The organism is Ectopseudomonas oleovorans (assembly GCF_029845265.1).
Classification (GTDB): domain Bacteria; phylum Pseudomonadota; class Gammaproteobacteria; order Pseudomonadales; family Pseudomonadaceae; genus Aquipseudomonas; species Aquipseudomonas oleovorans.
The window spans coordinates 38,468-61,682 of sequence record NZ_JAOCLK010000028.1 but is presented as its reverse complement, the minus strand read 5'-3'; the positions used below and the strand labels follow the sequence as shown (position 1 = coordinate 61,682).

Here is a 23,215-nt window from a genome sequence, read left to right as displayed (position 1 = left end):
ACGCGTCAAGCTTTAATTGCAGTTTTATTACTCAGCCTTGAGGGTGATACGCGCAAAGGCCTTCTTGCCGGCCTGACAGACATGAGCAGAACCCAGCTTGAACAGGAAGGTGCGATCAACCACTTCACCATCGACGCGCACGCCCCCCGAGCCCAACAGGTCGCGGGCAACCGCAGCATTTTTCACCATGCCTGCCTTATTAAGGACGGACGAGATCGGCATATCTTCAGCCGATACCAGTTCGACCTCGGGCAGATCTTCCGGCAGCTCGCCATCCTTCATACGGTTGCCAGCGGAACGGTGAGCATTGGCCGCAGCCTCTTCACCATGAAAGCGCGCCACAAGCTCTTCGGCCAGCTTGATCTTGATATCACGCGGGTTCGCGCCCTGCTCGACATCGCGCTTGAACTGCTCGATCTCCTCCATGGAGCGGAAGCTGAGCAGCTCGAAGTATCGCCACATCAGCGCATCAGGCATGGACACGAGTTTGTTGTACATCACACCCGGCGCTTCCTGGATGCCCACGTAGTTACCCAGAGACTTGGACATCTTCTTCACGCCATCGAGACCTTCTAGCAACGGCATGGTGACGATGCACTGCGACGCTTGCCCATAGGCTCTCTGCAACTCGCGCCCCATCAGCAGATTGAACTTCTGATCGGTGCCGCCCAGTTCGACATCGGCCTTCAGCGCTACGGAGTCATAGCCCTGCACCAGTGGATAGAGAAACTCGTGAATGGCGATCGGCTGATTGCTGCTGTAGCGCTTGTCGAAGTCATCACGCTCCAGCATGCGCGCCACCGTGTACTGCGACGTCAGACGAATGAAATCGGCAGGCCCCATCTGGTCCATCCAGGTGGAGTTGAAGGCCACCTCGGTCTTGGCCGGGTCGAGAATCTTGAAGACCTGCTGTTTATAGGTCTCGGCATTATCCAGAACCTGCTCACGGGTCAGCGGCGGACGAGTAGCGCTCTTACCGCTGGGGTCACCGATCATTCCGGTGAAATCCCCGATCAGAAAGATCACCTGGTGACCGAGCTCCTGAAACTGACGCAGCTTATTAATAAGCACGGTGTGACCGAGATGCAGATCCGGCGCGGTAGGGTCGAAACCCGCCTTGATCCGCAGCGGCTGTCCACGCTTGAGCTTTTCGACCAGCTCAGCCTCAACCAGAACCTCTTCCGCACCGCGCTTGATCAGCGCCAGCTGCTCTTCAACCGACTTCATAAAATGACTCACAATGACCTTGTTCAAAAGGGAACCAACCATACAAGAACGCCGACAAATCACAAGTTTTGCTCAGCGTATGGCAGACCATGCGCCGATCATCATCTGCAGGGTTGCCTCCCGGCGGTTTTGGTTATATTTTATACAGTTAGTGCATATTCATCATGCTCTTCTTTCAATCTTCATCTTTTCACTTCAAAAGCAGCCCTATGACCTCTACATCTAAAGCGCCGCCGCTCTATCCAAAGACCCATATTCTTGCAGCGAGCGGCGTAGCCGCGTTGCTCAGCCTTGCCCTCCTGGTTTTTCCTTCGCGTGAAGTCGAGGCACAGAAAACCTTCCTCGACCTGGATCTCGGTAACGATACCGAGCAGGTGCTGCAGGAAAAGGACGACCTCCGAGCGGGACTGCCAGTGCCTGGCGCCGCTTCGCCCTTCGCCAAGATCGAGCAGAGCGCGGACACCGCAGACAACAGCGCAGAAGACGCTGACGAAGACCTCCTAGAAACAGCCGACACCACTCCTCCTTCCGACCCCAACCACCACAACATCACGGTCAGCAATGGCGATACGCTTTCTACCGTGTTCGCCAAGGTCGGCCTGAACGCCAATGATCTGCATGAAGCGCTCAATAGCAGCAAGGACGCCAAGCAGTTCAGCCGCCTCAAAGCGGGCCAGGTGCTGGACTTCGAACTTAACGAAGACGGCAAGCTGAAGAGCCTGCAGAGCAAGCTCAGCGATCTGGAGACCATTCGCCTCAGCCGTACCGACAAAGGCTTCGATTTCCAGCGCGATCAGGTCAAGCCTGAGGTGGTCACCGCATACAGCCGCGGCGTGATCAACAGCTCGCTGTTCCTTTCCGCCAAGCGTGCAGGCCTGTCTCATAGCCTGACCATGGACCTGGCCAACGTGTTTGGCTACGACATCGATTTCGCCATGGATATTCGCGAAGGCGACGAGTTCGAGGTCATCTATGAAGAGAAGGTGGTGAACGGCAAGCGTGTCGGCACCGGCAACATTCTCTCGGCGCGCTTCACCAACCGCGGCAAGACCTATACCGCCGTGCGCTACACCAGCAAGCAAGGCACCACCAGCTACTACAATGCCGATGGCGAAAGCATGCGCAAGGCATTCATCCGCACGCCGGTGGACTTCGCTCGTATCAGCTCGCGCTTCTCCACTGGTCGCAAGCACCCGATCCTGAACAAGATCCGCGCACACAAGGGTGTCGACTATGCTGCGCCACGTGGCACGCCGATCAAGGCTGCCGGCGACGGTCGCGTGACCCTGGCAGGTCGTAACGGTGGCTACGGCAATACCGTGATCATCCAGCACGGCCAGCGCTATCGCACCCTTTACGCACACATGCAGGGTTTTGCCAAAGGTGTGCGCAACGGTGCGAACGTCAAGCAAGGCCAGATCATCGGTTATATCGGTACTACCGGACTCTCCACCGGCCCGCACCTGCACTATGAGTTCCAGGTCAACGGCGTACACGTCGACCCGCTCAGCCAGAAGCTGCCGATGGCCGACCCGATTGCAGCGAGCGAGAAGCAGCGCTTCATGCAACTGAGCAAGCCGCTGATGGCACGCATGGACCAGGAAAAGGCCACCATGCTAGCCGCCAACCAGCAGTAAGCTGTGCCCCTCTATATTGGCGTGATGTCCGGCACCAGCCTGGATGGGCTGGACATCGCGCTGATCGATCAAGATCAGCGCCCTCACCTGCTCGCCACCCTCTATCGCCCCATGCCAGAACAGCTGCGTAGCGACCTGCTGGCGCTGTGCACCTCGGGCGATGATGAACTGGCGCGCGCGGCCATTGCAGAACAGCGCTGGGTCGAACTGGCCGCTGCCGCTATCAACGAACTCCTGCAGCAACAGAACCTGACCGCGCCACAGATTCGCGCCATCGGTAGCCATGGCCAGACAGTGCGCCATGAACCGGCGCGCGGCTTCACCATCCAAATCGGCAACCCGGCACTGCTGGCTGAGTTGACGGGCATTTGCGTGGTCGCCGATTTTCGCCGCCGCGATGTGGCTGCCGGTGGTCAAGGGGCTCCCCTGGTCCCGGCTTTCCACCATGATCTGTTCGGCAATAGCCAGCGGCAGGTTGCCGTGCTCAATGTCGGCGGTTTCAGTAACCTCAGCCTGCTTTCACCCGGCCAGGAGGTTCTGGGATTCGACAGCGGCCCTGGCAACGTTCTGCTCGACGCCTGGATTCAGCATTGCCAGGGCCTGGCCTATGACCGTGATGGCGCCTGGGGAGCCAGCGGTACCGTACACCCGGAGCTACTGAAACGGCTGCTGAGCGATCCCTTCTTCGCCACCCGAGGACCGAAGAGTACCGGTCGCGAGCTGTTCAATCTCGACTGGTTACTTGGCCATCTGCAAGCATTGCCACAGTTGGCCGGCGAAGACGTTCAGGCGACCCTGGTAGAACTCACCGCGCGCAGTGTCGTCAGCGCCTTGCGCAACGCGCAAGCCCACACGGACGCTCTGCTGGTGTGTGGCGGCGGCGCTCACAACGCTTGCTTGATGGAACGCCTGAGCGAGATGCTGGCTGGAACCGAGGTCAGCAGCACCGCGACTGAGGGCATAGATCCGGACTGGGTCGAAGCCATGGCCTTCGCCTGGCTGGCACATTGCGCACTTGAAGGCATTGCTGGCAATCGCCCGAGCGTGACCGGCGCCAAAGGCCTGCGCGTGCTCGGCGCCATCTACCCGGCCTGAAATCGGGTAGGAGGCGGGGTCACCCCCGCCGTCCTCCCACACCACCGTACGTACGGTTCCGTATACGGCGGTTCCTGCCTACTGACAAACAGCATCAGCGAGCTTGATTCCGTTGATGTATCGCCTGCAGTAGCTAAGCGCCCAGACCGAACCGGCCCTCGGAGTTTCCGACTCCTACCTCCTGATGATCTCGCCCCCGCTCTTCGCGGAGTTTCTGCTTTACGCTCCAACAGAGAGCACACCCGACTTTCCACTCATGGCAGGTTCAGCCCTTCATCACTCCGGTTCCGAGCAACTACTATGCGGATTCCACGCCATCCGGCCTCTGCTGACTTCTGTTCGCCCATCCCGTCACCTCTCGGGGCCGGTAGCACATGGCAGGCCAAACAGATCTCCCAGGGTAATTCGCGCGACCTTCCTGCTTATGCCTGTCGGATTTACGTCGTAGCGTTCCGTGCAAGTATCGGGCTTTGGCAATCGTTGCTACCTCACCCCGCTACGCCGCCTCTATCCGCTTCCTGTTCGTCAGGCCAGCATTTTGCCTCGGGCTTCCTTCAGATTCGCAGTCGCCCGCGACACCCTTGCCTCTGGCTAACACTTCCCCTTGCCGGGTGTGTAGAGGACTTTCACCTCCAAGTCGTCCAGTCCACCACCACAGTGAACCGAACAGCGCCAGTCACGGCGCTACGCGCCATGCCTGGCGCACAACGAAAACGCCGCGCATCGAGCGCGGCGTCTGTCATCAGGCGAAGCATTCAGATCGAGAAGGACGACCCGCAACCACAGGTGGTGGTGGCATTGGGGTTCTTGATCACGAAACGCGAACCTTCCAGCCCTTCCTGATAGTCGACCTCCGAACCAGCCAGATACTGGAAGCTCATGGCATCGACCACCAGACTCACGCCTTCACGCTCGACGATGGTGTCGTCCTCGGCCACGTCCTCATCGAAGGTAAAGCCGTACTGAAAGCCCGAGCAGCCGCCGCCCGTGACGAACACGCGCAGCTTCAGGCGCGGATTGCCCTCTTCATCGACCAGGTTCTTCACCTTGCTGGCCGCGCCTTGGGTAAAGTGCAAGGGGGCAGGGGTGAAGGTTTCGACGCTCATTCTGGACTCCCGGCGCCATGCGCCATACTGCTTTGGGCGTGCATTATCCGCTTGCCCGACGAAATTGGTCAACTATTGCTCGATTTCCAGCGTAGCGGGAAGCTCGAGTGGCCGCTCACCATCCTTGAGGTGACAGAGGCGCCCCTCGATCTGCGCCCCCATGGCCATCTCCATCAGGCCGTAATGCAGGTTGCCGCGAACCCGGGAGCGTGAACCCAGCTCAAGATGGCCGCTGGCGAACACATCACCACTCACCTCTCCATCGATCACTATATGGGGTGCGCGTATCTCACCTTCAACCAGGCCGCCTGCACTCACGCGCACCAGCCCTTCGGTAGCCAACAGATTACCGGTGACCCGACCATCCACTTGCACCGCGCCCTGAAAGCGCATGTCGCCTACCAGCTCGGCGCCAACGGCAATCAGGCTGGTCTTACCGCTGAAGCGCTGCAAGTCGGGTTTGGTCTTGTCTTTACTCCACATGGGTGGCTATCGCTCCTGATTTTATCCATTCGAATGTACGGCTCAGCGGTTTGTCACCCTCGACCTCCGCCTGAACCTTGACCTGACGCGGCTCGAAGCCCTCAGGTAGTTGTAGCTCGCCGAAACGACCCGCTTCGGGGAAGGACTGGAAGTGCTTGAAGGAGAAGGCAATGCTGCTCTCGCTGACCTCGTCGGACAACGCCGCCAGCTCCAACATGGCCGGCTTACCGTCCTGCAGTCCTTCGACCGTGATACGCAAGCGCCCCTGCAATGCCTCATCACTGGTACCGACTCGGCTCATCAGCAATTTGTAGCGGAATCGCTGCGGCGCGTCCGTGGCTTGCAGCTCAAAGGCGCGAATGCGAATGCCTTCACGACGACTGGCAGGTGCCAACACGCCTTTATAGAAGGCCAGATCCTGCTGCTGCTTGAAGATCTGCTCCTCCAGCAGTTTGATGGTGCGGCGATTCTGCTCCATGGCCTGCTGAGTGACCTTGTCGCTACTGCCGACCACAGCCAGGCGCTGGCGCAACAGCTCCAGTTCCTGCTCCTGTTCGGCAACACGGGTCAGCAGTGCGTGCGTATCTTCGGGCGTCTGCTGAGGCTGCACCTGTGGCCAGTACCATCCCAGGGCAAAGGCCGCCGGTACGGCGAGCACCAGCAGCAGTTGCAGCCAACGGCGTCTGCGCTCACGACGCGGATCGCTGAGGCGGACCTCCCAGCCCGGTATCACGGCAGCAGGGCCGCGTGCGACAGGCCGAGACGCTCGTCGAGACCGAAGAGGATGTTCATGTTCTGCACCGCCTGGCCGGAGGCCCCCTTGACCAGGTTGTCGATCACCGAGAGCACCACCACCAGGTCGCCGCCCTGCGGACGGTGCACGGCGATGCGGCAAACGTTGCCTCCGCGCACGCTGCGGGTTTCCGGGTGGCTGCCCGCCGGCATCACATCGACGAAAGGCTCGCCGGCGTAACGCTTCTCGAACAGTGCCTGCAGATCGACCGAGGTATCGGCCACGCGCGCATACAGGGTCGCGTGAATGCCACGAATCATCGGCGTCAGGTGTGGTACGAAGGTAAGGCCGACATCGCTACCTGCTGCCTGGCGCAGCCCCTGGCGAATTTCCGGCAGGTGGCGGTGGCCCTTGACCGAGTAGGCTTTCATGCTCTCGCCGGCCTCACAGAACAGTGAACCAACGCTGGCGCCACGACCGGCACCGCTGACACCGCTCTTGCAGTCGGCGATCAGGCTACCGGTCTCAGCCAGTCCAGCTTCAAGCAGCGGGATCAGCCCCAGCTGAGTAGCGGTCGGGTAGCAGCCGGGTACGGCGATCAGGCGCGCAGTCTTGATCGCCTCACGATTGACCTCGGGCAGACCATACACCGCCTCGCTCAGCAGCTCGGGGGCGCCGTGCGGCTGGCCGTACCACTTGGCCCACTCCTCGGCGTCCTGCAGACGGAAGTCAGCGGAGAGGTCGATTACTCGCGTACCCGCAGCGAGCAACTCACCAGCAAGCGCATGGGCCACGCCGTGCGGAGTGGCGAAGAACACCACATCACAGGCGCCCAGGGTGGCGACATCCGGCACGCTGAACGCGAGCTCGGGGTAATGGCCGCGCAGATTGGGGTACATCTCATCGACGCGCAGGCCGGCCTCGGAACGGGAAGTGATCACGCTCACCTCTGCCTGCGGGTGTTGCGCCAGCAGACGCAGCAGTTCGACACCGGTGTAGCCCGTGCCGCCGACGATACCGACCTTGATCATCACATGCCCCTTTGCAAAAGCCATTGGAAAGCTGCCGATGATAAAGCCGCATCGGCCAAGCTCCAACCGCGGAGGTGACGCAGGCGTCGACTGCCTCTACTATCGAGACCATTTTTCAGCGTGAGAGGCGAAAATGCTCTATCTCTGGCTCAAGGCTCTGCACATCATCGCCATGGTCTGCTGGTTCGCCGGCCTGTTCTATCTGCCGCGTCTGTTCGTCTATCACGCCATGAGCAGCGACGCAGCCAGTCACGAGCGATTCTGCATCATGGAGCGCAAGCTGTATCGCGGCATCATGATCCCCTCGATGATCGCCACGCTGGGCCTGGGCATCTGGTTACTCAGCCTCAATTCGGCGTACTACTTCTCGCAGGGCTGGATGCACGCCAAGCTCACGCTGGTGGTGGCCCTGGTGATCTATCACCACCTGTGCGGAGCACAGCTCAAACGCTTTGCCCGCGGCGAGAACAGCCGCAGCCATGTGTTCTATCGTTGGTTCAATGAAGCACCGGTGCTGGCACTGCTGGGGATCGTCATCCTGGTTGTCGTCCGCCCCTTCTGAGGAGTTCATCATGTCTCTACCTGCCCTGCTCGATCAACGCCTGCGCCTGCCTCTGGTGGCTGCGCCGATGTTTCTGGTGTCCAACCCGCCGCTGGTCAGTGCCTGCTGCAACAGCGGCATCGTCGGCAGCTTTCCGGCGCTGAACCAGCGCGAGAGCGCCGGTTTCGCCGCCTGGCTCGATGAGATCGAAGGCAGCCTGGCAAGCAACGCCGCGCCTTATGCCGTCAATTTGATCGTGCATAACAGCAACCCGCGCCTGCAGGCGGATCTGGCCATCTGCGTCGAACGCCGCGTGCCCATCGTCATCACCAGTCTGGGCGCGGTGAAGGAAGTGGTCGATGCGGTGCACAGCTACGGCGGCCTGGTATTCCATGACGTGACCACCCGCCACCATGCGGAAAAAGCTGCCGAAGCGGGTGTGGACGGCCTGATCGCCGTAGCCGCTGGCGCGGGCGGCCACGCCGGGACCTGGAGTCCTTTCGCCCTGCTAGCCGAGATTCGTCAGTTCTTCGACAAGACCGTGTTGCTGTCCGGCTGCCTCAACCACGGCCACGAAATTCTCGCCGCGCAGTTGCTCGGCGCCGACCTGGCCTATATGGGCACCCGCTTCATCGCCACGACCGAGAACAATGCGTCGGCCGATTACAAGGCGATGATTCTCGAAGCGCGGGCCGCCGACATCATTCTCACACCCGCCGTGTCCGGTGTACCGGCCAGCTTCATGCGTCAGAGTCTGGAACAGGCCGGCTACGACCTGAAACAGCTGCAGAACAAGGGCGATATCAACTACGGCGAGAAGCTCAAGCCGATGGATGAAGAAGCCAAGGCCTGGAAAACCGTCTGGTCGGCCGGCCAGGGCGTCGGCGGCATCGACGACCTGCCGTCGGTGCAGGAGCTGGTGTCGCGACTCGACCACGAATATCGCGCCGCACTGACACGTAGCCAAGCGCTGGGGCAACGCTGGCCGCGATGAAGCGTCGCCACCTGCTGGGCCTGGGCGCGCTCGGTCTACTCGGCGGCTGGGCGCTGCGCCCAACTGATCGAGGTCGCGAGCATGACGCCTACTTCGCCGAGCTCAACCGGCACTTGCAGCGCGATGGCGAGGGCATCCCCACCCTGCTGCTCGACCTCGATCGGCTCGACGCCAACGCCGATCTGCTGGCCGCAAGACTGGGCGGTCGTCTCCAGCTGCGCCTGGTGGCCAAATCACTGGCCAGCACCGGCCTATTGGAGTACCTGGCCAAGCGCCTGCAGACCCCGCGCTTCATGGTCTTTCATCAGCCGCAACTGAACCACCTGGCCAGGAGCTTTCCCCAGGCCGACCTACTGCTTGGCAAACCCATGCCGGTTGCCGCTGCGCTGAATTTCTATCGCCAGCTTGCGCACCACCTGGATTTCGATCCCGACCGCCAGGTGACCTGGCTGATCGACAGCCAGCAGCGCCTGGTGCAATACGGTGAATTGGCCAAGGCGCTGGGGCGACCGCTGCGCATTGCGCTGGAAATCGACGTTGGCCTGGAGCGCGGCGGTTTCACCACGCCGCAAGCGCTGGCTCAAGCGCTGCTGCAGCTTCGCCAGCAGCCGGCACTGCATCTGCAGGGGCTGATGGCTTATGACGCGCATGTCGCACACAGCCCGCCCTGGCAGAATCAGTTACGAGCATTCAGCGAGGCCGATGAGCGCTATCGACTATTTATCAGCAGCGCTCAGGGCTTCAGCGATCTTTGGCCAGCTAAGCCGCTGCTCAACGGTGCCGGCAGCCTGACCTACCTGCTGCACAGCCAGCAGGAGACTTCGCTCAATGAAGTCGCCGTCGGTTCCGCCCTGCTCAAGCCCGCGGAGTTCGACACGCCACTGCTCAAAGAGCATCAGCCGGCCCTGTGGATCGCCAGCCCCATACTCAAGACGGTCGACGGCGCCCTGCCCTACCTGCAACCGCTGCACCCCCTGATCAGCGCCTGGAACCCCAACCGAGAGAACGCCTACTACCTCTACGGCGGTCGCTGGCCGGCGCAGCCCGTCTCACCGGCCGGGCTCGACTACGACGAACTCTACGGCCGTAGCGCCAACCAGGAGCGCCTGGTGGGTGGTAAAGGCACACGACTGACGAACAACGATTGGGTATTTCTGCGCCCCGCGATCAGCGAAGGCGTGCTGGGCGATTTCAGCGAAATACGTCTACTACGCCGCGGCCAACTGGTCGGCCGCTGGAGCACAATAGGTAACAGCTGAACAATAGCCATGAGCGGCGCTTCAGGCCGCTTGTATATTGGCCTCGCGGCACTCTAGGCTTATGCCTCGCTTGCTGCTCAACGGGCGCTCGCTCCCCCCACTTCCCGCCGACAAGGAAGCTCGCATGAATCAACCGCGCTACAAGATCGTGTTCGACGGCCAACTGATGCCCGAGGCATCGCTGGAAATGGTCAAGACAAACCTGGCCCGTCTGTTCAAGAGCGACCTTGCCCGTATCGACAGTCTGTTCAGCGGAACGCCGGTGGCGCTCAAGCGTGATCTGGGCGAAGGCGAGGCGGAGCAGTACCTCAATGCTCTGCAGAAGGCGGGGGCCAAGGTGCGCAAGGAGCTGGATCAGGCCGCCAGCCTGAGCCTGGTGCCAACCGAAGCCGAAACCGAGCAGGCCGTGGACGCGGCCACACCGCATATGACCTGCCCCAAATGCGGTCATGAGCAGGTCAAGGCGAGCGAGTGCTCCGCCTGCGGCATCATCATCGAGAAATACCTCGCGCGCCAGGCACAGTTGGCCGAAGCCGCTCCGGCCCCGGTACCTGTCGCAGCGGCTGCATCGCCCTACGCACCGCCACAGGCAAATGTCGCCGAGCAATTGCCGCAGTACTCCGAGCTCAAGGTCCTCGGCGTCAGCGGCCGGATCGGCCGCGTGCGTTACCTGGGCTGGCTGATGGCAATGACGCTGTGTTTCATCCCGATCATGTTGATCGGTACCGGCATTGCAGCCATGTCCTCGACCCTGGCCATGTTGGCGCTGGGCATCGTCAGTATTGCAGCTGTGGTGATCGGTATCTTCATCGGCGTGCAGCGTCTGCATGACATCGGCTGGTCCGGCTGGCTGCTGCTGGTACACCTGATCCCGGTAGTCGGCAGCGTGTTCGCCCTGCTGATGCTGATCATCCCCGGCACTCAAGGCGTCAACCGCTACGGCCCGCCACCGCCCCCCAACAGCACCGCAGTCAAGGTACTGGCCTGGTTGTTCCTGCTCATCCCCATCAGCGGCATCGTCGCTGCCATCGCCATTCCCCAGTATCAGGGCTATGTCGAGCGCGCCGCCGAGTATCAGGAGCAGTAATTCCCGACCATGCGCAGCTATGCATTGATCACCGGCGCGTCCAGCGGCATTGGCCTGGCCTTGGCCGAAGCCCTGGCACGCCGGGGGCGCAACCTGATCCTGGTGGCGCGCCGGCGTGATGCACTGGAAAGCATCGCCTGCGAGCTGGCCCAGCGCTTCGGCGTCGAGGTGCTGTTTCGTCTCTGCGACCTTAGCGAGCCGCTGCAATTGTCCGGTCTGCTACTGGAACTGGAAGAAGGCCAGTGGCATGTCGATCTGCTGGTGAACAACGCCGGCCTCGGCTGCGCAGGTCCGTTCCTGGAACAGGACTGGAGTCGCGAGCTGGAGCAACTGGAAGTCAACGTGCTGGCGCTGACCCGCCTGTGTCACGCACTCGGTCAGCGCATGGCCGAGCACGGCAGCGGGCAGATTCTCAACGTCGCCTCGGTCGCGGCCTTTCAGCCCGGCCCCTGGATGAGCAGCTACTACGCCAGCAAGGCCTATGTACTGAATTTTTCCGAGGGTTTGCGCGAGGAGCTGAGAGGCCGCGGCGTGCGTGTGTCAGTACTCTGTCCTGGCCCGACCCGCAGCGCCTTCTTCCGCGCAGCGCAGATGGACGTCGCGCGGATCGCCGGCAGCAAGCTGATGATGAGCGCCGAGGAAGTCGCGCTGATCACCGTTCGCGCACTGGAAAAGAACCGCGCCATCATCATTCCCGGCTGGCGCAACCGCCTGCTGGCCCTGAGTCCACGCCTCGCGCCGCGCTGGCTGGTACGCAAAATCAGTGGTCGCCTGAACCGCCACTTCACCGGCGCCTGATCAGCCGGCATTGACCGTGCGCCCATCGGCCCACTCTCGCAACGCCATCAAGCGCTCGGCCATCACCACCGACAGCGGCGCCGTGCTCTGCAGCGCGCGCAGCAGCAACCCCTGATCGACCGCCTGCTGCTGCGCCTGACCAGCGTACAGGGCGCTGACCACTGCCTGCTCAATCTCGGCACCCGAGTAGCCCTCGCTGGCAGCAGCCAGCTGCGCGAGATCGAAGCTGCCTGGTTCCAGTTCACGACGCTGCAGGTGGATACGGAAGATGTCGGCCCGCACCTCGGCACTGGGCAGGTCGACGAAGAACAGCTCGTCGAAGCGCCCCTTGCGGACCAGTTCCGGCGGCAGACGGTCGATGGCATTGGCCGTGGCCACCACGAACACTGGCGCCTTGCGCTCGGCCATCCAGGTCAGCAGGGTGCCAAGTACTCGTTGGCTCACGCCGCCATCGTGCTCGCCACTGGCAAGCCCTTTCTCCACCTCGTCCATCCACAGCACGCAGGGCGCCATCTGTTCGGCCAGGCGCAGCGCCTCACGCAGGTTGCGCTCGGTCTCGCCGAAGAATTTGTTGTACAGGCAGGCGAAGTCCAAACGCAGCAGCGGCAAGCCCCAGAGCCCGGCCACTGCCTTGGCCGCCAGGCTCTTGCCACCGCCCTGTACCCCGACCAGCATCACGCCTTTCGGCGCATCCAGGAGCTTGCCTTCGAGAAAGCCGGCCTGACGTTCGGCCAGCCAGCGCTTGAGGTTGACCAACCCGCCGACTTCGGCGAAGCGTGCAGTGTCGTATTCGAAGCTAAGCACGCCCTCCAGATCCAGCAGCTGGAACTTGGTCTTGTTCAGCTCGGGGATGTCTTCCTGGGTGATCGCGCCATCATCGCAAATCACGTTGCGCGCCAGCGCGCGTGCCTCGGCATGGCTGAGGCCGCGCAGGTTCTTCACCACCTGCTGCAAGGTGCGGTTGTCGGTACGCACGCGTACGCCGCGATTGCCTTCGCTCCAACGCGTCGCTTCGTCACGCACGATGCTCAGTAGCTCGTCTTCCGACGGCAGCGCGAGACTGAAACGAGCCGCGAAACGCTGTACTTCGGCAGGCAGCTTGAGCGCATGCGACACCAGCACCAGCGTCGGCTTGTGCGCGGCCTCGCTCATGGCGATTTCCTTGAGCAGGCGCACCAGCCTGGGGTTGTCATCGAGGAAGGGATGCAGGTCGCACATCACGTAGAGGTTCGGCTGCAGATCGGCCTTGATCATGCGCAGAGCGGCTTCGGGCTCCAGGGTCGGTGACTCGTCCACCGCTGCGCCGCCGAAACCCAGACGCTGCAGGCCTCGGTCACCGACCAGGTGTGCAGGCCGAGACCGCGTTTGATCGCCAAACCTGTCAGGGTTTCCAGCACGCGCAGCTCGTCCCAGGACTCGATCACCACCAGCTTGACCTTGGAATCCAGCACCAGTCCAAGATCATGAATATCGTTCTTCAACACCGACTCCTTGGGAGATTTGGCCAGCCAGGCACGCAGGGTTACCATCCGCGGCTTCACAGAATCGAGAACTTACCGCATGGGCCGCCTGAACATGCAGATCGTCGCTGGAGGCATCACGCCGTGCAAGTGCTGAAAGCGCGCTGCGTCACAGTATCCATGGCCATCGCAGCCGGCCTGCTGGTTAACCTGCCGGCCACTGCTAGCGAAACCATCAGCGACCCCTTGCCCGGGGGCGCTCAGGGCCCCGAAGTGGTGGTGATTCCGGCTGGCGAGTTCCGCATTGGCGATGCCAGCGGTCGCGGCAATGACAACGAGCGTCCGCAACGATCGATCAAGTTCGATCAAGCCTTCGCCATCGGCCGCTACGAAGTCACCTTCGCCGACTGGCAGAAGTACGCCGACGCCAACGGGCTGCCCACGCCTAACAACGAGGGCTGGGGCCTTTCGGCGCAGCGCCCGGTGATTCACGTGTCCTGGCGTGACGCTCACGCTTACACCCAGTGGTTGTCACGCGAGACGGGTGCGCGCTATCGCCTGCCGACCGAAGCCGAATGGGAGTATGCAGCGCGCGGAGGCAGCCAGAGCTACTACTGGTGGGGCGAGCAGCTCGACAGCAGCGAGCAGGCGCCACGCGCCCACTGCCGTGGTTGCGCCAGCTCGCGCCTGCTGCGCAACAAGACAGCCGCTGTTGGCCAGTTTCCGGCCAATGGCTTCGGCCTGCATGACACTGCAGGCAATGTCTGGGAATGGACAGCTTCCAACTACACGCAGCGCTTCGACGGCAGTGAAACGCAGAGTGCCGGCCTGCTCGACAATAGCCCGCGCGTGGTGCGCGGCGGCGGCTGGAACAGCGGCCCGGTCTACCTGCGCAGCAGCATGCGCGACCTCAAGCAACCGCATCACCGCGACTATGCCCTGGGCTTTCGCGTGCTGCGCGAGCTGCCCTGAACGCGGACGACCTGGCGACTTTGCAGTAGACTAGCGCTGTTGTTACCTCTGGAGGTGCCCCATGGCCAGCGAACGCCAGTATTCCCCCGTCGACCGCCTGCTACTGCAAGCCGATGCCGCGCTGCGCACGCTGCTGCCATTCAGCGGCGCGTCGAGTCGCCCCTCGCCTGCCATCGTGCAGAACGAGACCGAGCTGAGCAGTGAGGAGTCGCGTCATGTCGCCGGCCTGATGCGCATCAATCACACCGGTGAAGTGTGCGCCCAGGCGCTCTATCAGGGCCAGGCGCTGACCGCCAAGCTGCCGCAAGTGCGTAGCGCCATGGAGCATGCGGCCGATGAGGAAATCGACCACCTTGCTTGGTGCGAGCAGCGCATTCGTGAACTGGGTAGCCACCCGAGCGTGCTGAACCCGCTGTTTTACGGTCTGTCTTTCGGCGTTGGCGCCGTCGCCGGCCTGGTCAGTGATCGCGTCAGCCTCGGCTTTGTCGCCGCCACCGAGGATCAGGTGTGCAAACACCTGGACGAGCACCTGGAGCAACTGCCCGAGCATGATGCCAAGTCGCGCGCCATCCTCGAGCAGATGCGCATCGACGAACAGCAACATGCCAACAGTGCCCTGGCGGCGGGCGGCGTGCGCTTTCCGGCGCCGATCAAGTTCGGCATGACCTTGCTGTCGAAGGTGATGACCAAGAGCACCTACCGCATCTGAAACGAACGAGGGCGCCATTGGCGCCCTCGTCATTTTCAGCGAACCTCAGCCCAGCTCGACGATTTCGTAATCGTGGCTAATATCGACGCCGGCACGACCCAGCATGATCGAGGCCGAGCAGTACTTCTCCGCCGATAGCTCCACCGCCCTTTTCACCTGAGCCTCTTTCAGCCCACGGCCCTTGACCACGAAGTGCAGGTGGATCTTGGTAAACACCTTGGGCTCCTCGTCTGCACGCTCGGCATCCAGGAACACTTCGCAGCTTTCTACCGGCTGGCGGCCCTTACGCAGAATGCTGACCACATCGAAGTTGCTGCAGCCTCCGAGGCCGATCAGCAACATCTCCATCGGCCGAATACCGAGGTTACGACCACCGGCATCGGGTGGACCGTCCATCACCACGGCATGGCCACTACCGGACTCGCCGAGGAACAGAGCTTCACCGGCCCATTGCACACGCGCTTTCATCGTTCTTGGCTCCCAGAGTGGAAAAGTCCGGCAGATTAGCACAGCCGGGCAGCAGTCCGATGTGCGTCGATAACGCTAAAGTTCCGCCGGGTTATGTTACCCAGGTCGCAAAAAAGACCCCACTCATAGCGTGTCTGTTAAGCTGACGCCGGATTGCTGGCACACTTGGCCGGATAACAAATAAGAAATTGCCGTTGGACAAAGGCCTTCACTTTTCATATTCGGGACTCGGGCATGGTTGCTATTACCCTTACACCAAAAATCAAGAATCTCGACAAGCTTCTCGCGCACTGTCATCGCCGTCGTTACACCGCCAAAAGCACCATCATCTACGCAGGTGATCGCTGCGAAACCTTGTTCTTCATCGTCAAGGGCTCGGTCACCATCCTGATCGAGGATGACGATGGCCGTGAAATGATCATCGCCTATCTCAACTCTGGCGACTTTTTCGGCGAGATGGGCCTGTTCGAGAAAGATGGTTCAGAGAAGGAACGCAGCGCCTGGGTCCGCGCCAAGACCGAATGCGAAGTCGCGGAAATCAGCTACGCCAAGTTCCGCGAACTGACCCAGCAAGACCCCGAAATCCTCTTCGCCCTCGGCAGCCAGATGGCCGAACGCCTGCGCAATACTACGCGCAAGGTCGGCGACCTGGCCTTCCTCGATGTCACTGGCCGTGTTGCGCGTACTCTGCTCGACCTGTGCAAGCAGCCGGACGCCATGACTCATCCGGATGGCATGCAGATCAAGATCACCCGCCAGGAAATTGGACGCATCGTCGGTTGCTCACGGGAAATGGTCGGCCGCGTGCTCAAGTCCCTGGAAGAGCAAGGCCTGGTTCACGTCAAAGGCAAGACCATGGTGGTCTTCGGCACCCGCTGAACGGCCCCAATAGAAAAAGCCGGCTTGATTGCCTAATGCTGATCAGATAAGTTAGTCACCACCCCCTCCTACTTGCAGTAGAGGGGGCGCTTTTCGTAGGAGCCAGCTTGCTGGCGATGCTTTTTATGGCGGATCGCCGGCAAGCCGGCTCCTACAAAGATCGAGTGCAACGGCTTAACTGACTGGCATTAGGCTTGATTGCCGGCTTTTTTATGCGCGTTATTCCGGGTCCGCGCCGATTACTGCAGGCCGGCCGCGTTCGGGAAAGAACAGACGCTGCAATTCGCCGCCCGGGCTCTCGGCGCGCATAAAGGCCTCACCGACCAGAAAGGCATAGACCTCGTTGATCTCCATCAGCTCGACATCGGCGCGATTGAGAATGCCGCTTTCGGTCACCACCAGGCGATCACGCGGAATACGCGGCAGCAGGTCGAGGGTGGTTTCCAGGCTGACATCGAAGGTGTGCAGGTTGCGGTTGTTGATCCCCACCAGTGGTGTGTCCAACGTATTCAGCGCCCGCTCCAGCTCGGCGCCGTCATGCACCTCGACCAGCACGTCAAGGCCGACGTCCTTGGCCACCGAGGCCAGCTCGGCCATGCGCACGTCATCCAGGCAGGACACGATCAGCAGCACGCAGTCGGCACCGAGGGCGCGGGCTTCGACGATCTGGTACGGATCGACCATGAAGTCCTTGCGGATCACCGGCAGCGCACAAGCGGCGCGGGCCTGTTGCAGGTACTGGTCGGCACCCTGAAAGAAGTCGATATCGGTCAGCACCGACAGGCAGGTGGCGCCACCGGCCTCGTAGCTGCGGGCGATATCTGCCGGGACGAAGTCGGCGCGCAGCACACCCTTGCTCGGCGAGGCCTTCTTGATCTCGGCGATCACCGCCGGCTGCTTGCGCGCCGCCTGCTCGAGCAGTGCGCGGGCGAAGCCTCGCGGTGCGTCGGCACTGCGTGCAGCAGCCTCGACTTCGGCCAGGCTGACCTGGGCGCGCCGCGCCGCCACTTCCTCGAACTTACGGGCGACGATCTTCTCCAGTACGGTTGGTACGCTCACCCTTCGTTCTCCTGTTTGAATACCGCGGTAAAGGACACCAGCTCTTCCAGCTTCTCGCGCGCCAGGCCGGTGTGCAGGGCGTCATGCGCCAGCTGCATACCTTCGCGCAGGCTGCTGGCATGATCCGCAGCGTAGAGCGCCGCGCCAGCATTGAGCACGATCATATCGGCGGCCTTCTGACCGTTGTCGGTCTTGCGCCGGCCGAGGGCATCGTGGATCAGCGCCAGTGACTGCTCGGCGTTGTCGACGGTCAGGCCGATCAGGCTCTGACTCTTGATAGCGAAGTCCTCAGGCTGGATGCGGTACTCGCTGACCACGCCATTCTTCAGCTCGGCGACGAAGGTCGGCGCGGCCAGGCTGACCTCGTCCAGGCCGTCCTGCGCGTGCACCACCAGCACGTGCTCGCTGCCCAGACGCTGCAGCACTTCGGCCATCGGCCGGCACAGCGCCTGGCTGAACACGCCGATGACCTGATGCTTGGCGCCTGCCGGGTTGGTCATCGGGCCAAGCATGTTGAAGATGGTGCGCAGGCCCAGCTCGCGGCGCGGGCCGATGGCGTGCTTCATCGCCCCGTGATGAGACGGCGCGAACATGAAGCCGACGCCCACACTCTCGACGCAGCGCGCGACCTGCTCCGGCTTGAGCCCCAGGTAGACGCCGGCGGCTTCCAGCAGATCGGCGCTGCCACTCTTGCCGGAGACTGCGCGGTTGCCGTGCTTGGCCACCTTGCCACCGGCCGCAGCGACGACGAAAGCCGCCGCAGTGGAGACGTTGAAGATGTTCATGCCATCGCCACCGGTGCCGCAGGTGTCGACCAGCCGCTCGGCGTCGATCTTCACCGGCGAGGCCAGCTCACGCATGACGCTGGCGGCACCGACGATCTCGTCAATGGTCTCGCTCTTCATGCGCATGCCCATGAGAAAGGCGCCGATCTGCGCGTCGGTGCACTGGCCGGTCATGATCTCGCGCATGACCGCCTGCATTTCCTCGGTGGTCAGATCGAGCTGGGCGACGATGCGGCCCAGGGCTTCCTTGATATTCATGCGCGCACGCCTCCGGTCTGCTTGAGGAAGCTGGCGAACAGTTCGTGACCCTGCTCGGTGAGGATGGACTCGGGGTGGAACTGCACGCCCTCGACGTTCAGGGTCTTGTGGCGCAGGCCCATGATCTCGTCGACCGAGCCGTCTTCATGCTGCGTCCAGGCGGTGATTTCCAGGCAATCCGGCAGGGTCTCGCGCTTGACCACCAGGGAATGATAGCGGGTCACGGTGAGCGGGTTATTGAGGCCGGCGAACACGCCCTTGTCTGCATGGAACACCGGGCTGGTCTTGCCGTGCATCACCTGGCGCGCGCGCACCACCTCGCCGCCATAGGCCTGGCCGATGCTCTGATGGCCCAGGCAGACGCCGAGGATCGGCAGCTTGCCGGCGAAATGCAGGATGGCCTCGATGGACACGCCCGCTTCGGTCGGCGTACAGGGGCCGGGAGAGACGACGATGCGCTCGGGCTTGAGTGCTTCGATTTCAGCGATGGTCAGTTCGTCGTTGCGAATCACGTGCACATCAGCGCCCAGCTCACCCAGGTACTGCACGACGTTGTAGGTAAAGGAATCGTAGTTGTCGATCATCAGCAGCATGGTATGCATTGCCTCTTGATGTACTGCCTTGGTAGCCCCGAAGAACAGGTTTCACGCCCGAGCACGGCTCGAGGACAGGGGAAACAACGGGAGCGAACGATAACGAACCGGCCGGGCCGGCAAGGGAAAGGTCAGGCGCGCCAGCGCCAACGGGCCAGGGCCTTGAGGAGACGCATCAGAAGGGTGCTGCTGAAGGTCACAGGGGTATCTCGCTTCACGATTGCCGCACAGTAGCCCAGCTCATGGCCAGGCGCAACCGTGAACGGCGGTTCAACGTACGCGACGCGCATAAGCAGCCAGCACGGTGCGTTCGGACTGCACCAGGTAGGCATCAAGCGCCTGCGCAGCCTCCTGAACCTGACCGGCTTCGAGGCGCTGGAGAATTGCCGCATTCATGTCGATGTAGGGCGAATGAAGGAGCTCGGCATCGTTGAGCAGACCGAAGGCCAGGCGCAGCTCGGCGGACAGATGGGCATAGAAGGTATTGAGGCGCTCACTGTCGGCCAGTTCGACGATGGCGGCGTGAAACGCCATGTTGGCGGTCCCCGCGCCGCTCCAGTCCTGCGCCTCACGGCAACGTTCGGCTGCGGCCACGGCCTGTGCCATGCGCTGCACGGCGGGATGTTTGGGGTAGGCCTGAGCCAGTGCCTGACATTCGATGAACCGGCGCACTCGGTATATATCGATGATCGAGGCCATATCCGGTATGGCGACGAACACTCCACGATTGGGCTCGTGCTTGAGCAGACCTTCCTGGGTCAGCACACGGAAAGCTTCGCGCAGGGTATTGCGAGAAATATCCAGGCTTTCACTCAGCGCAGCCTCTGACAGGCGCTGACCAGGCACCAGCTCACCATCGACCAGCTTGCGGCGGATTTCGGCCGTCACTGTTTCGCCAAGAGTGCGCGGGTTGTCGGGCATGTCTTTGCTCATCGTTCCATCCATTGTGCTTGGTGGGGCTGCCGGGCTCGCAGATGCTCCATGAGTCCGCCCCCCGAAGCAAGCGCTGCCGGGTGTCACCAGTTGCACAGCAATGGAACACAATCGGGTAATTAGGTAACAAAACAGTGCATATTGATGAACCATAAAATATTTATTGTTGAACAATATGCTCAGCATTAATCAACAATACAGCCCGACTCGAAGGGTCTTGGCACAGTGATTGCCTTGTCATGGACAACAGATCCTCCCCCATCCAGGAGCGCCCCATGCAAGCCCAGACCACCGCTGACTTCGCCCGCTCACGCCGCTCATCATTGATCGCGGCCATTTTCCTGATGGCCACTTCGGCCATTGGCCCCGGCTTCATCACCCAGACCGCCACCTTCACAGCAACCATGGGCGCCGCCTTTGCCTTCGGCATCCTTGCTTCGATCCTCATCGACTTCGTTGTCCAGCTGAACGTCTGGCGTATCGTCACCCTGACCCGCATGCGCGCCTCGGACCTGGCCAACGCGGCAATTCCCGGTAGCGGCTATGTGCTGGCGGTGCTGGTGATCTTCGGCGGGCTGGTGTTCAACGTCGGCAACATCGCTGGTGCCGGCCTGGGCCTGAATGCGCTGATGGGGCTGGATCCGAAATGGGGCGGCGGCCTCAGTGCGCTCGTCGCCATCGGTATCTTCCTGTCCAAGCGCGCAGGCATCGCAGTTGACCGTCTGATCGTGGTGCTGGGCCTGCTGATGATCCTGCTCACCCTGTTCGTCGCCATCGCCTCCAATCCGCCCCTGGGCGAAGCGTTGCGCCAAACTGTGTGGCCGGACACGATCAACTTCGCCACCATCACCACCATCGTCGGCGGCACTGTGGGCGGCTATATCACCTACGCCGGCGCACACCGCCTGCTGGATCGCGGCCTGGTCGGCGAGGAGCATGTGAAGGAAGTTACCAAGGCAGCGCTGAGCGGTATCGCGGTTACCGGCGTAATGCGCTACATCCTGTTCCTGGCGATTCTCGGCGTAGCCGCCAGCGGCGTGGTCATCGACACCTCAGGCCAGGGCGCCAACCCGGCGGCACAAGCCTTCCAGGCGGCGGCGGGTCAACTCGGCCTGCGCGCTTTCGGCCTGGTGCTCTGGGCTGCGGCCATCACCAGCGTGATCGGCGCGGCCTATACCTCCATGTCCTTCATCACCGCCTTCATGCCTGGCATCAGCGAACGGGGGCGTAACCGCGCTACGGTGTTGTTCATTGCTCTGTCGCTGAGCGTTTATCTCATGCTCGGCACTGCGCCAGCCGCTCTGCTGGTGTTCGCTGGCGGCTTCAACGGCCTGATTCTGCCGATTGGCCTGAGCATCTTCGTCTACGTCGGCTGGCGTCGATCCGACCTGATGGGCGGCTACCACTATCCACGCTGGCTGCTGACCCTGGGTGCCGTTACCTGCATCCTGACCTGGTACATGGCGGTCAAATCGGTCGGCCCGATTTTCGCCTTCCTCAACGTGGCCTGACTCCAGGAGACCCAACATGCCAACCATCGACCTCAACAGCGACCTGGGCGAGAGCTTCGGCCAGTGGTGCATGGGCGACGATGCCGCAATGCTCGACATCGTCACCAGCGCCAACGTCGCCTGTGGTTTCCACGCCGGCGACCCGGCCGGCATCCTGCGTACCCTCAGGGCCGCAGCGGCCAAGGGCGTGACCATCGGCGCCCATGTCGCCTACCCGGACCTGGTCGGCTTCGGCCGCCGCAACATGGATATCGCCAGCTTTGATCTGACTGCCGACGTGATCTACCAGATCGGCGCCCTGCAGGCCCTGGCCACTGCCGCCGGTACATCGGTGCGCTACGTGAAGCCCCATGGCGCGCTGTACAACACCATCGCCCACGACACACGCCAGGCCCTGGCGGTGATCGAGGCGATCCGCGCCGTCGATGCACGCCTGGTGCTGGTCGCCCTGGCCGGCTCGCCGCTGATCGAGCTGGCGCGCCACGAAGGCCTGACCTGCATCGCCGAAGCCTTTGCCGACCGCGCTTACACGCCAACGGGCGCCTTGGTGTCGCGCCGCGAGCCAGGCGCCGTGCTGCACGACGCCGAGCAGGTGGCCCAACGCATGCTGCGCCTGGTGCAGACCGGTGAGATCGAAGCCATCGACGGCAGCGTCACGCGCATCGAAGCCGACTCCATCTGCGTGCACGGCGACAGCCCCGGTGCCATCCAGATGGCCCGCGAGGTGCGCCAGTTGCTGGAGCAGTCCGGCGTATCCCTGCAATCCTTCGCCGGAGCCGCCCGATGAACACCATCCAACGCGCCCAGCAGGCGGCCATTGCAGCCGCCCGCCAGGCCCGCGCCGAGTACCGCAACGGCCGCGTCGCGCCTACGGCCGGTATCGCGCCGGGCATGACCCAGGCCAACCTGATCGCCCTGCCCCGCGACTGGGCCTATGACTTTCTGCTCTACGCCCAGCGCAACCCCAAGGCCTGCCCGGTGCTCGACGTGAGTGACGCCGGCAGCCCGCACACGGTACTGGCAGAAGGCGCCGACCTGCGCACCGATCTGCCGCTGTACCGCATCTGGCGCGATGGCAAGCTGGCCGAGGAAGTCAGCGACGCCACCGCTGCCTGGGCCGAACACACGGACATGGTGACCTTCCTGATTGGCTGCAGCTTCACCTTCGAGACCGGCCTGCAGGAGGCCGGCATCGAGGTACGGCACATAGCAGATGGCTGCAACGTACCGATGTACCGTACCAACCGCGCCTGCCGTCCGGCGGGTCGCCTGCATGGCGAGATGGTCGTGTCGATGCGGCCGATCCCGGCGGATCGCGTGGCCGAGGCGGCCGGCATTTCCGGGCGTTATCCTTCGGTGCACGGCGCACCGGTGCATATCGGCGAGCCGGATCGGCTCGGCATCAAAGACCTGCACAAGCCGGATTTCGGCGACGCGGTGCGTATCGAGCCCGGCGAGGTGCCGGTGTTCTGGGCCTGCGGCGTGACGCCCCAGGCGGCGGTCATGGCCTCCGGCGTGCCCTTCGCGATCACCCACTCGCCGGGCCATATGTTCATCACCGACGTGCCTGACAGCACGTACCACGTATAGGACAAGC

23 protein-coding genes and 1 pseudogene are annotated in these 23,215 nt (G+C 62.5%); 13 read left to right on the top strand and 11 right to left on the bottom strand.

Annotated features, from left to right (window positions below; genetic code table 11):
* Positions 1-27: 27 nt before the first annotated feature.
* Positions 28-1,227 (bottom strand): tyrosine--tRNA ligase, encoded by a 1,200-nt coding sequence (gene tyrS / locus N5J71_RS14975; protein WP_116620034.1) that lies wholly within the window; start codon positions 1,225-1,227, stop codon positions 28-30.
* Positions 1,228-1,436: 209 nt separating this feature from the next.
* On the opposite strand from tyrS, the gene N5J71_RS14970 reads away from it, so the two are divergent.
* Positions 1,437-2,864, top strand: coding sequence for a peptidoglycan DD-metalloendopeptidase family protein (locus N5J71_RS14970; RefSeq protein WP_084342443.1), 1,428 nt, complete (start codon positions 1,437-1,439; stop codon positions 2,862-2,864).
* Between the two features lie 3 nt (positions 2,865-2,867).
* Positions 2,868-3,959, top strand: a complete 1,092-nt coding sequence (locus N5J71_RS14965) for an anhydro-N-acetylmuramic acid kinase (RefSeq protein ID WP_257597957.1) — start codon at positions 2,868-2,870, stop codon at positions 3,957-3,959.
* A gap of 755 nt (positions 3,960-4,714) precedes the next feature.
* On the opposite strand, the gene erpA is transcribed toward N5J71_RS14965, so the two are convergent.
* The 4 genes from erpA to argC all read right to left on the bottom strand — a co-directional run bounded on the left by erpA (position 4,715) and on the right by argC (position 7,312).
* Entirely contained in the window at positions 4,715-5,065 is a 351-nt protein-coding gene (gene erpA, locus N5J71_RS14960) for an iron-sulfur cluster insertion protein ErpA (protein ID WP_003463426.1), read from the bottom strand.
* 72 nt (positions 5,066-5,137) lie between these two features.
* A complete protein-coding gene (locus N5J71_RS14955; RefSeq protein WP_003463429.1) occupies positions 5,138-5,548 on the bottom strand; it encodes a bactofilin family protein in 411 nt (136 codons plus the stop codon).
* A complete protein-coding gene (locus N5J71_RS14950; RefSeq protein WP_242408763.1) occupies positions 5,538-6,281 on the bottom strand; it encodes a DUF6776 family protein in 744 nt (247 codons plus the stop codon). The genes N5J71_RS14955 and N5J71_RS14950 overlap by 11 nt, the downstream gene beginning before the upstream one ends.
* Positions 6,278-7,312 carry an N-acetyl-gamma-glutamyl-phosphate reductase gene (argC, locus tag N5J71_RS14945; RefSeq protein ID WP_100549046.1) on the bottom strand — a complete coding sequence of 345 codons (1,035 nt, stop codon included), beginning with the start codon at positions 7,310-7,312 and terminating at the stop codon, positions 6,278-6,280. Before argC ends, N5J71_RS14950 begins: the two co-directional genes overlap by 4 nt.
* A gap of 133 nt (positions 7,313-7,445) precedes the next feature.
* Here argC and hemJ point away from each other — a divergent pair, with 133 nt between their 5' ends.
* The 5 genes from hemJ (at position 7,446) to N5J71_RS14920 (ending at position 11,991) form a co-directional block, all read left to right on the top strand.
* On the top strand, positions 7,446-7,874 hold the full coding sequence (gene hemJ, locus N5J71_RS14940; protein WP_003463438.1) for a protoporphyrinogen oxidase HemJ: 429 nt from the start codon (positions 7,446-7,448) through the stop codon (positions 7,872-7,874).
* A gap of 10 nt (positions 7,875-7,884) precedes the next feature.
* The gene (locus tag N5J71_RS14935) at positions 7,885-8,847 is read left to right on the top strand and encodes an NAD(P)H-dependent flavin oxidoreductase (RefSeq protein ID WP_279917160.1); all 963 of its coding nucleotides are present in this window, start codon (positions 7,885-7,887) and stop codon (positions 8,845-8,847) included.
* Positions 8,844-10,106 carry an alanine racemase gene (locus tag N5J71_RS14930; RefSeq protein ID WP_003463444.1) on the top strand — a complete coding sequence of 421 codons (1,263 nt, stop codon included), beginning with the start codon at positions 8,844-8,846 and terminating at the stop codon, positions 10,104-10,106. Before N5J71_RS14935 ends, N5J71_RS14930 begins: the two co-directional genes overlap by 4 nt.
* Positions 10,107-10,230: 124 nt before the next feature.
* Entirely contained in the window at positions 10,231-11,193 is a 963-nt protein-coding gene (locus N5J71_RS14925; protein ID WP_279917159.1) for a DUF805 domain-containing protein, read from the top strand.
* A gap of 9 nt (positions 11,194-11,202) precedes the next feature.
* Positions 11,203-11,991 (top strand): SDR family NAD(P)-dependent oxidoreductase, encoded by a 789-nt coding sequence (locus N5J71_RS14920; RefSeq protein ID WP_003463458.1) that lies wholly within the window; start codon positions 11,203-11,205, stop codon positions 11,989-11,991.
* Here N5J71_RS14920 and N5J71_RS14915 read toward each other — a convergent pair.
* Positions 11,992-13,472: pseudogene (locus tag N5J71_RS14915) on the bottom strand (AAA family ATPase).
* 123 nt (positions 13,473-13,595) lie between these two features.
* Here N5J71_RS14915 and N5J71_RS14910 point away from each other — a divergent pair.
* Positions 13,596-14,423, top strand: a complete 828-nt coding sequence (locus N5J71_RS14910; protein ID WP_279917158.1) for a formylglycine-generating enzyme family protein — start codon at positions 13,596-13,598, stop codon at positions 14,421-14,423.
* A gap of 61 nt (positions 14,424-14,484) precedes the next feature.
* Positions 14,485-15,132, top strand: a complete 648-nt coding sequence (coq7, locus tag N5J71_RS14905; protein WP_084342071.1) for a 2-polyprenyl-3-methyl-6-methoxy-1,4-benzoquinone monooxygenase — start codon at positions 14,485-14,487, stop codon at positions 15,130-15,132.
* Between the two features lie 45 nt (positions 15,133-15,177).
* Here coq7 and N5J71_RS14900 read toward each other — a convergent pair whose 3' ends face one another.
* On the bottom strand, positions 15,178-15,600 hold the full coding sequence (locus N5J71_RS14900; protein WP_003463479.1) for an OsmC family protein: 423 nt from the start codon (positions 15,598-15,600) through the stop codon (positions 15,178-15,180).
* 234 nt (positions 15,601-15,834) lie between these two features.
* Here N5J71_RS14900 and crp point away from each other — a divergent pair, with 234 nt between their 5' ends.
* Entirely contained in the window at positions 15,835-16,479 is a 645-nt protein-coding gene (gene crp / locus N5J71_RS14895) for a cAMP-activated global transcriptional regulator CRP (RefSeq protein ID WP_017675648.1), read from the top strand.
* Positions 16,480-16,698: 219 nt separating this feature from the next.
* Here the strand turns inward: crp and trpC are convergent, their stop codons facing one another.
* From trpC to N5J71_RS14875, 4 genes are all read right to left on the bottom strand, one after another.
* Entirely contained in the window at positions 16,699-17,538 is an 840-nt protein-coding gene (gene trpC, locus N5J71_RS14890) for an indole-3-glycerol phosphate synthase TrpC (RefSeq protein ID WP_104727473.1), read from the bottom strand.
* Entirely contained in the window at positions 17,535-18,581 is a 1,047-nt protein-coding gene (gene trpD, locus N5J71_RS14885) for an anthranilate phosphoribosyltransferase (protein ID WP_003463491.1), read from the bottom strand. Before trpD ends, trpC begins: the two co-directional genes overlap by 4 nt.
* Positions 18,578-19,174 carry an aminodeoxychorismate/anthranilate synthase component II gene (locus tag N5J71_RS14880; RefSeq protein WP_279917161.1) on the bottom strand — a complete coding sequence of 199 codons (597 nt, stop codon included), beginning with the start codon at positions 19,172-19,174 and terminating at the stop codon, positions 18,578-18,580. The genes trpD and N5J71_RS14880 overlap by 4 nt, the downstream gene beginning before the upstream one ends.
* 270 nt (positions 19,175-19,444) lie before the next feature.
* Positions 19,445-20,107 (bottom strand): GntR family transcriptional regulator, encoded by a 663-nt coding sequence (locus N5J71_RS14875; protein WP_039965204.1) that lies wholly within the window; start codon positions 20,105-20,107, stop codon positions 19,445-19,447.
* 275 nt (positions 20,108-20,382) lie between these two features.
* On the opposite strand from N5J71_RS14875, the gene N5J71_RS14870 reads away from it, so the two are divergent.
* Genes N5J71_RS14870 through N5J71_RS14860 form a run of 3 tightly spaced genes read left to right on the top strand, consistent with a single transcriptional unit; the run spans position 20,383 to position 23,208 of the window.
* Entirely contained in the window at positions 20,383-21,618 is a 1,236-nt protein-coding gene (locus N5J71_RS14870; RefSeq protein WP_055985410.1) for an NRAMP family divalent metal transporter, read from the top strand.
* Between the two features lie 16 nt (positions 21,619-21,634).
* Positions 21,635-22,405 carry a LamB/YcsF family protein gene (locus tag N5J71_RS14865; RefSeq protein ID WP_279917157.1) on the top strand — a complete coding sequence of 257 codons (771 nt, stop codon included), beginning with the start codon at positions 21,635-21,637 and terminating at the stop codon, positions 22,403-22,405.
* A complete protein-coding gene (locus N5J71_RS14860; RefSeq protein WP_279917156.1) occupies positions 22,402-23,208 on the top strand; it encodes a putative hydro-lyase in 807 nt (268 codons plus the stop codon). Before N5J71_RS14865 ends, N5J71_RS14860 begins: the two co-directional genes overlap by 4 nt.
* Positions 23,209-23,215 lie beyond the last annotated feature (7 nt).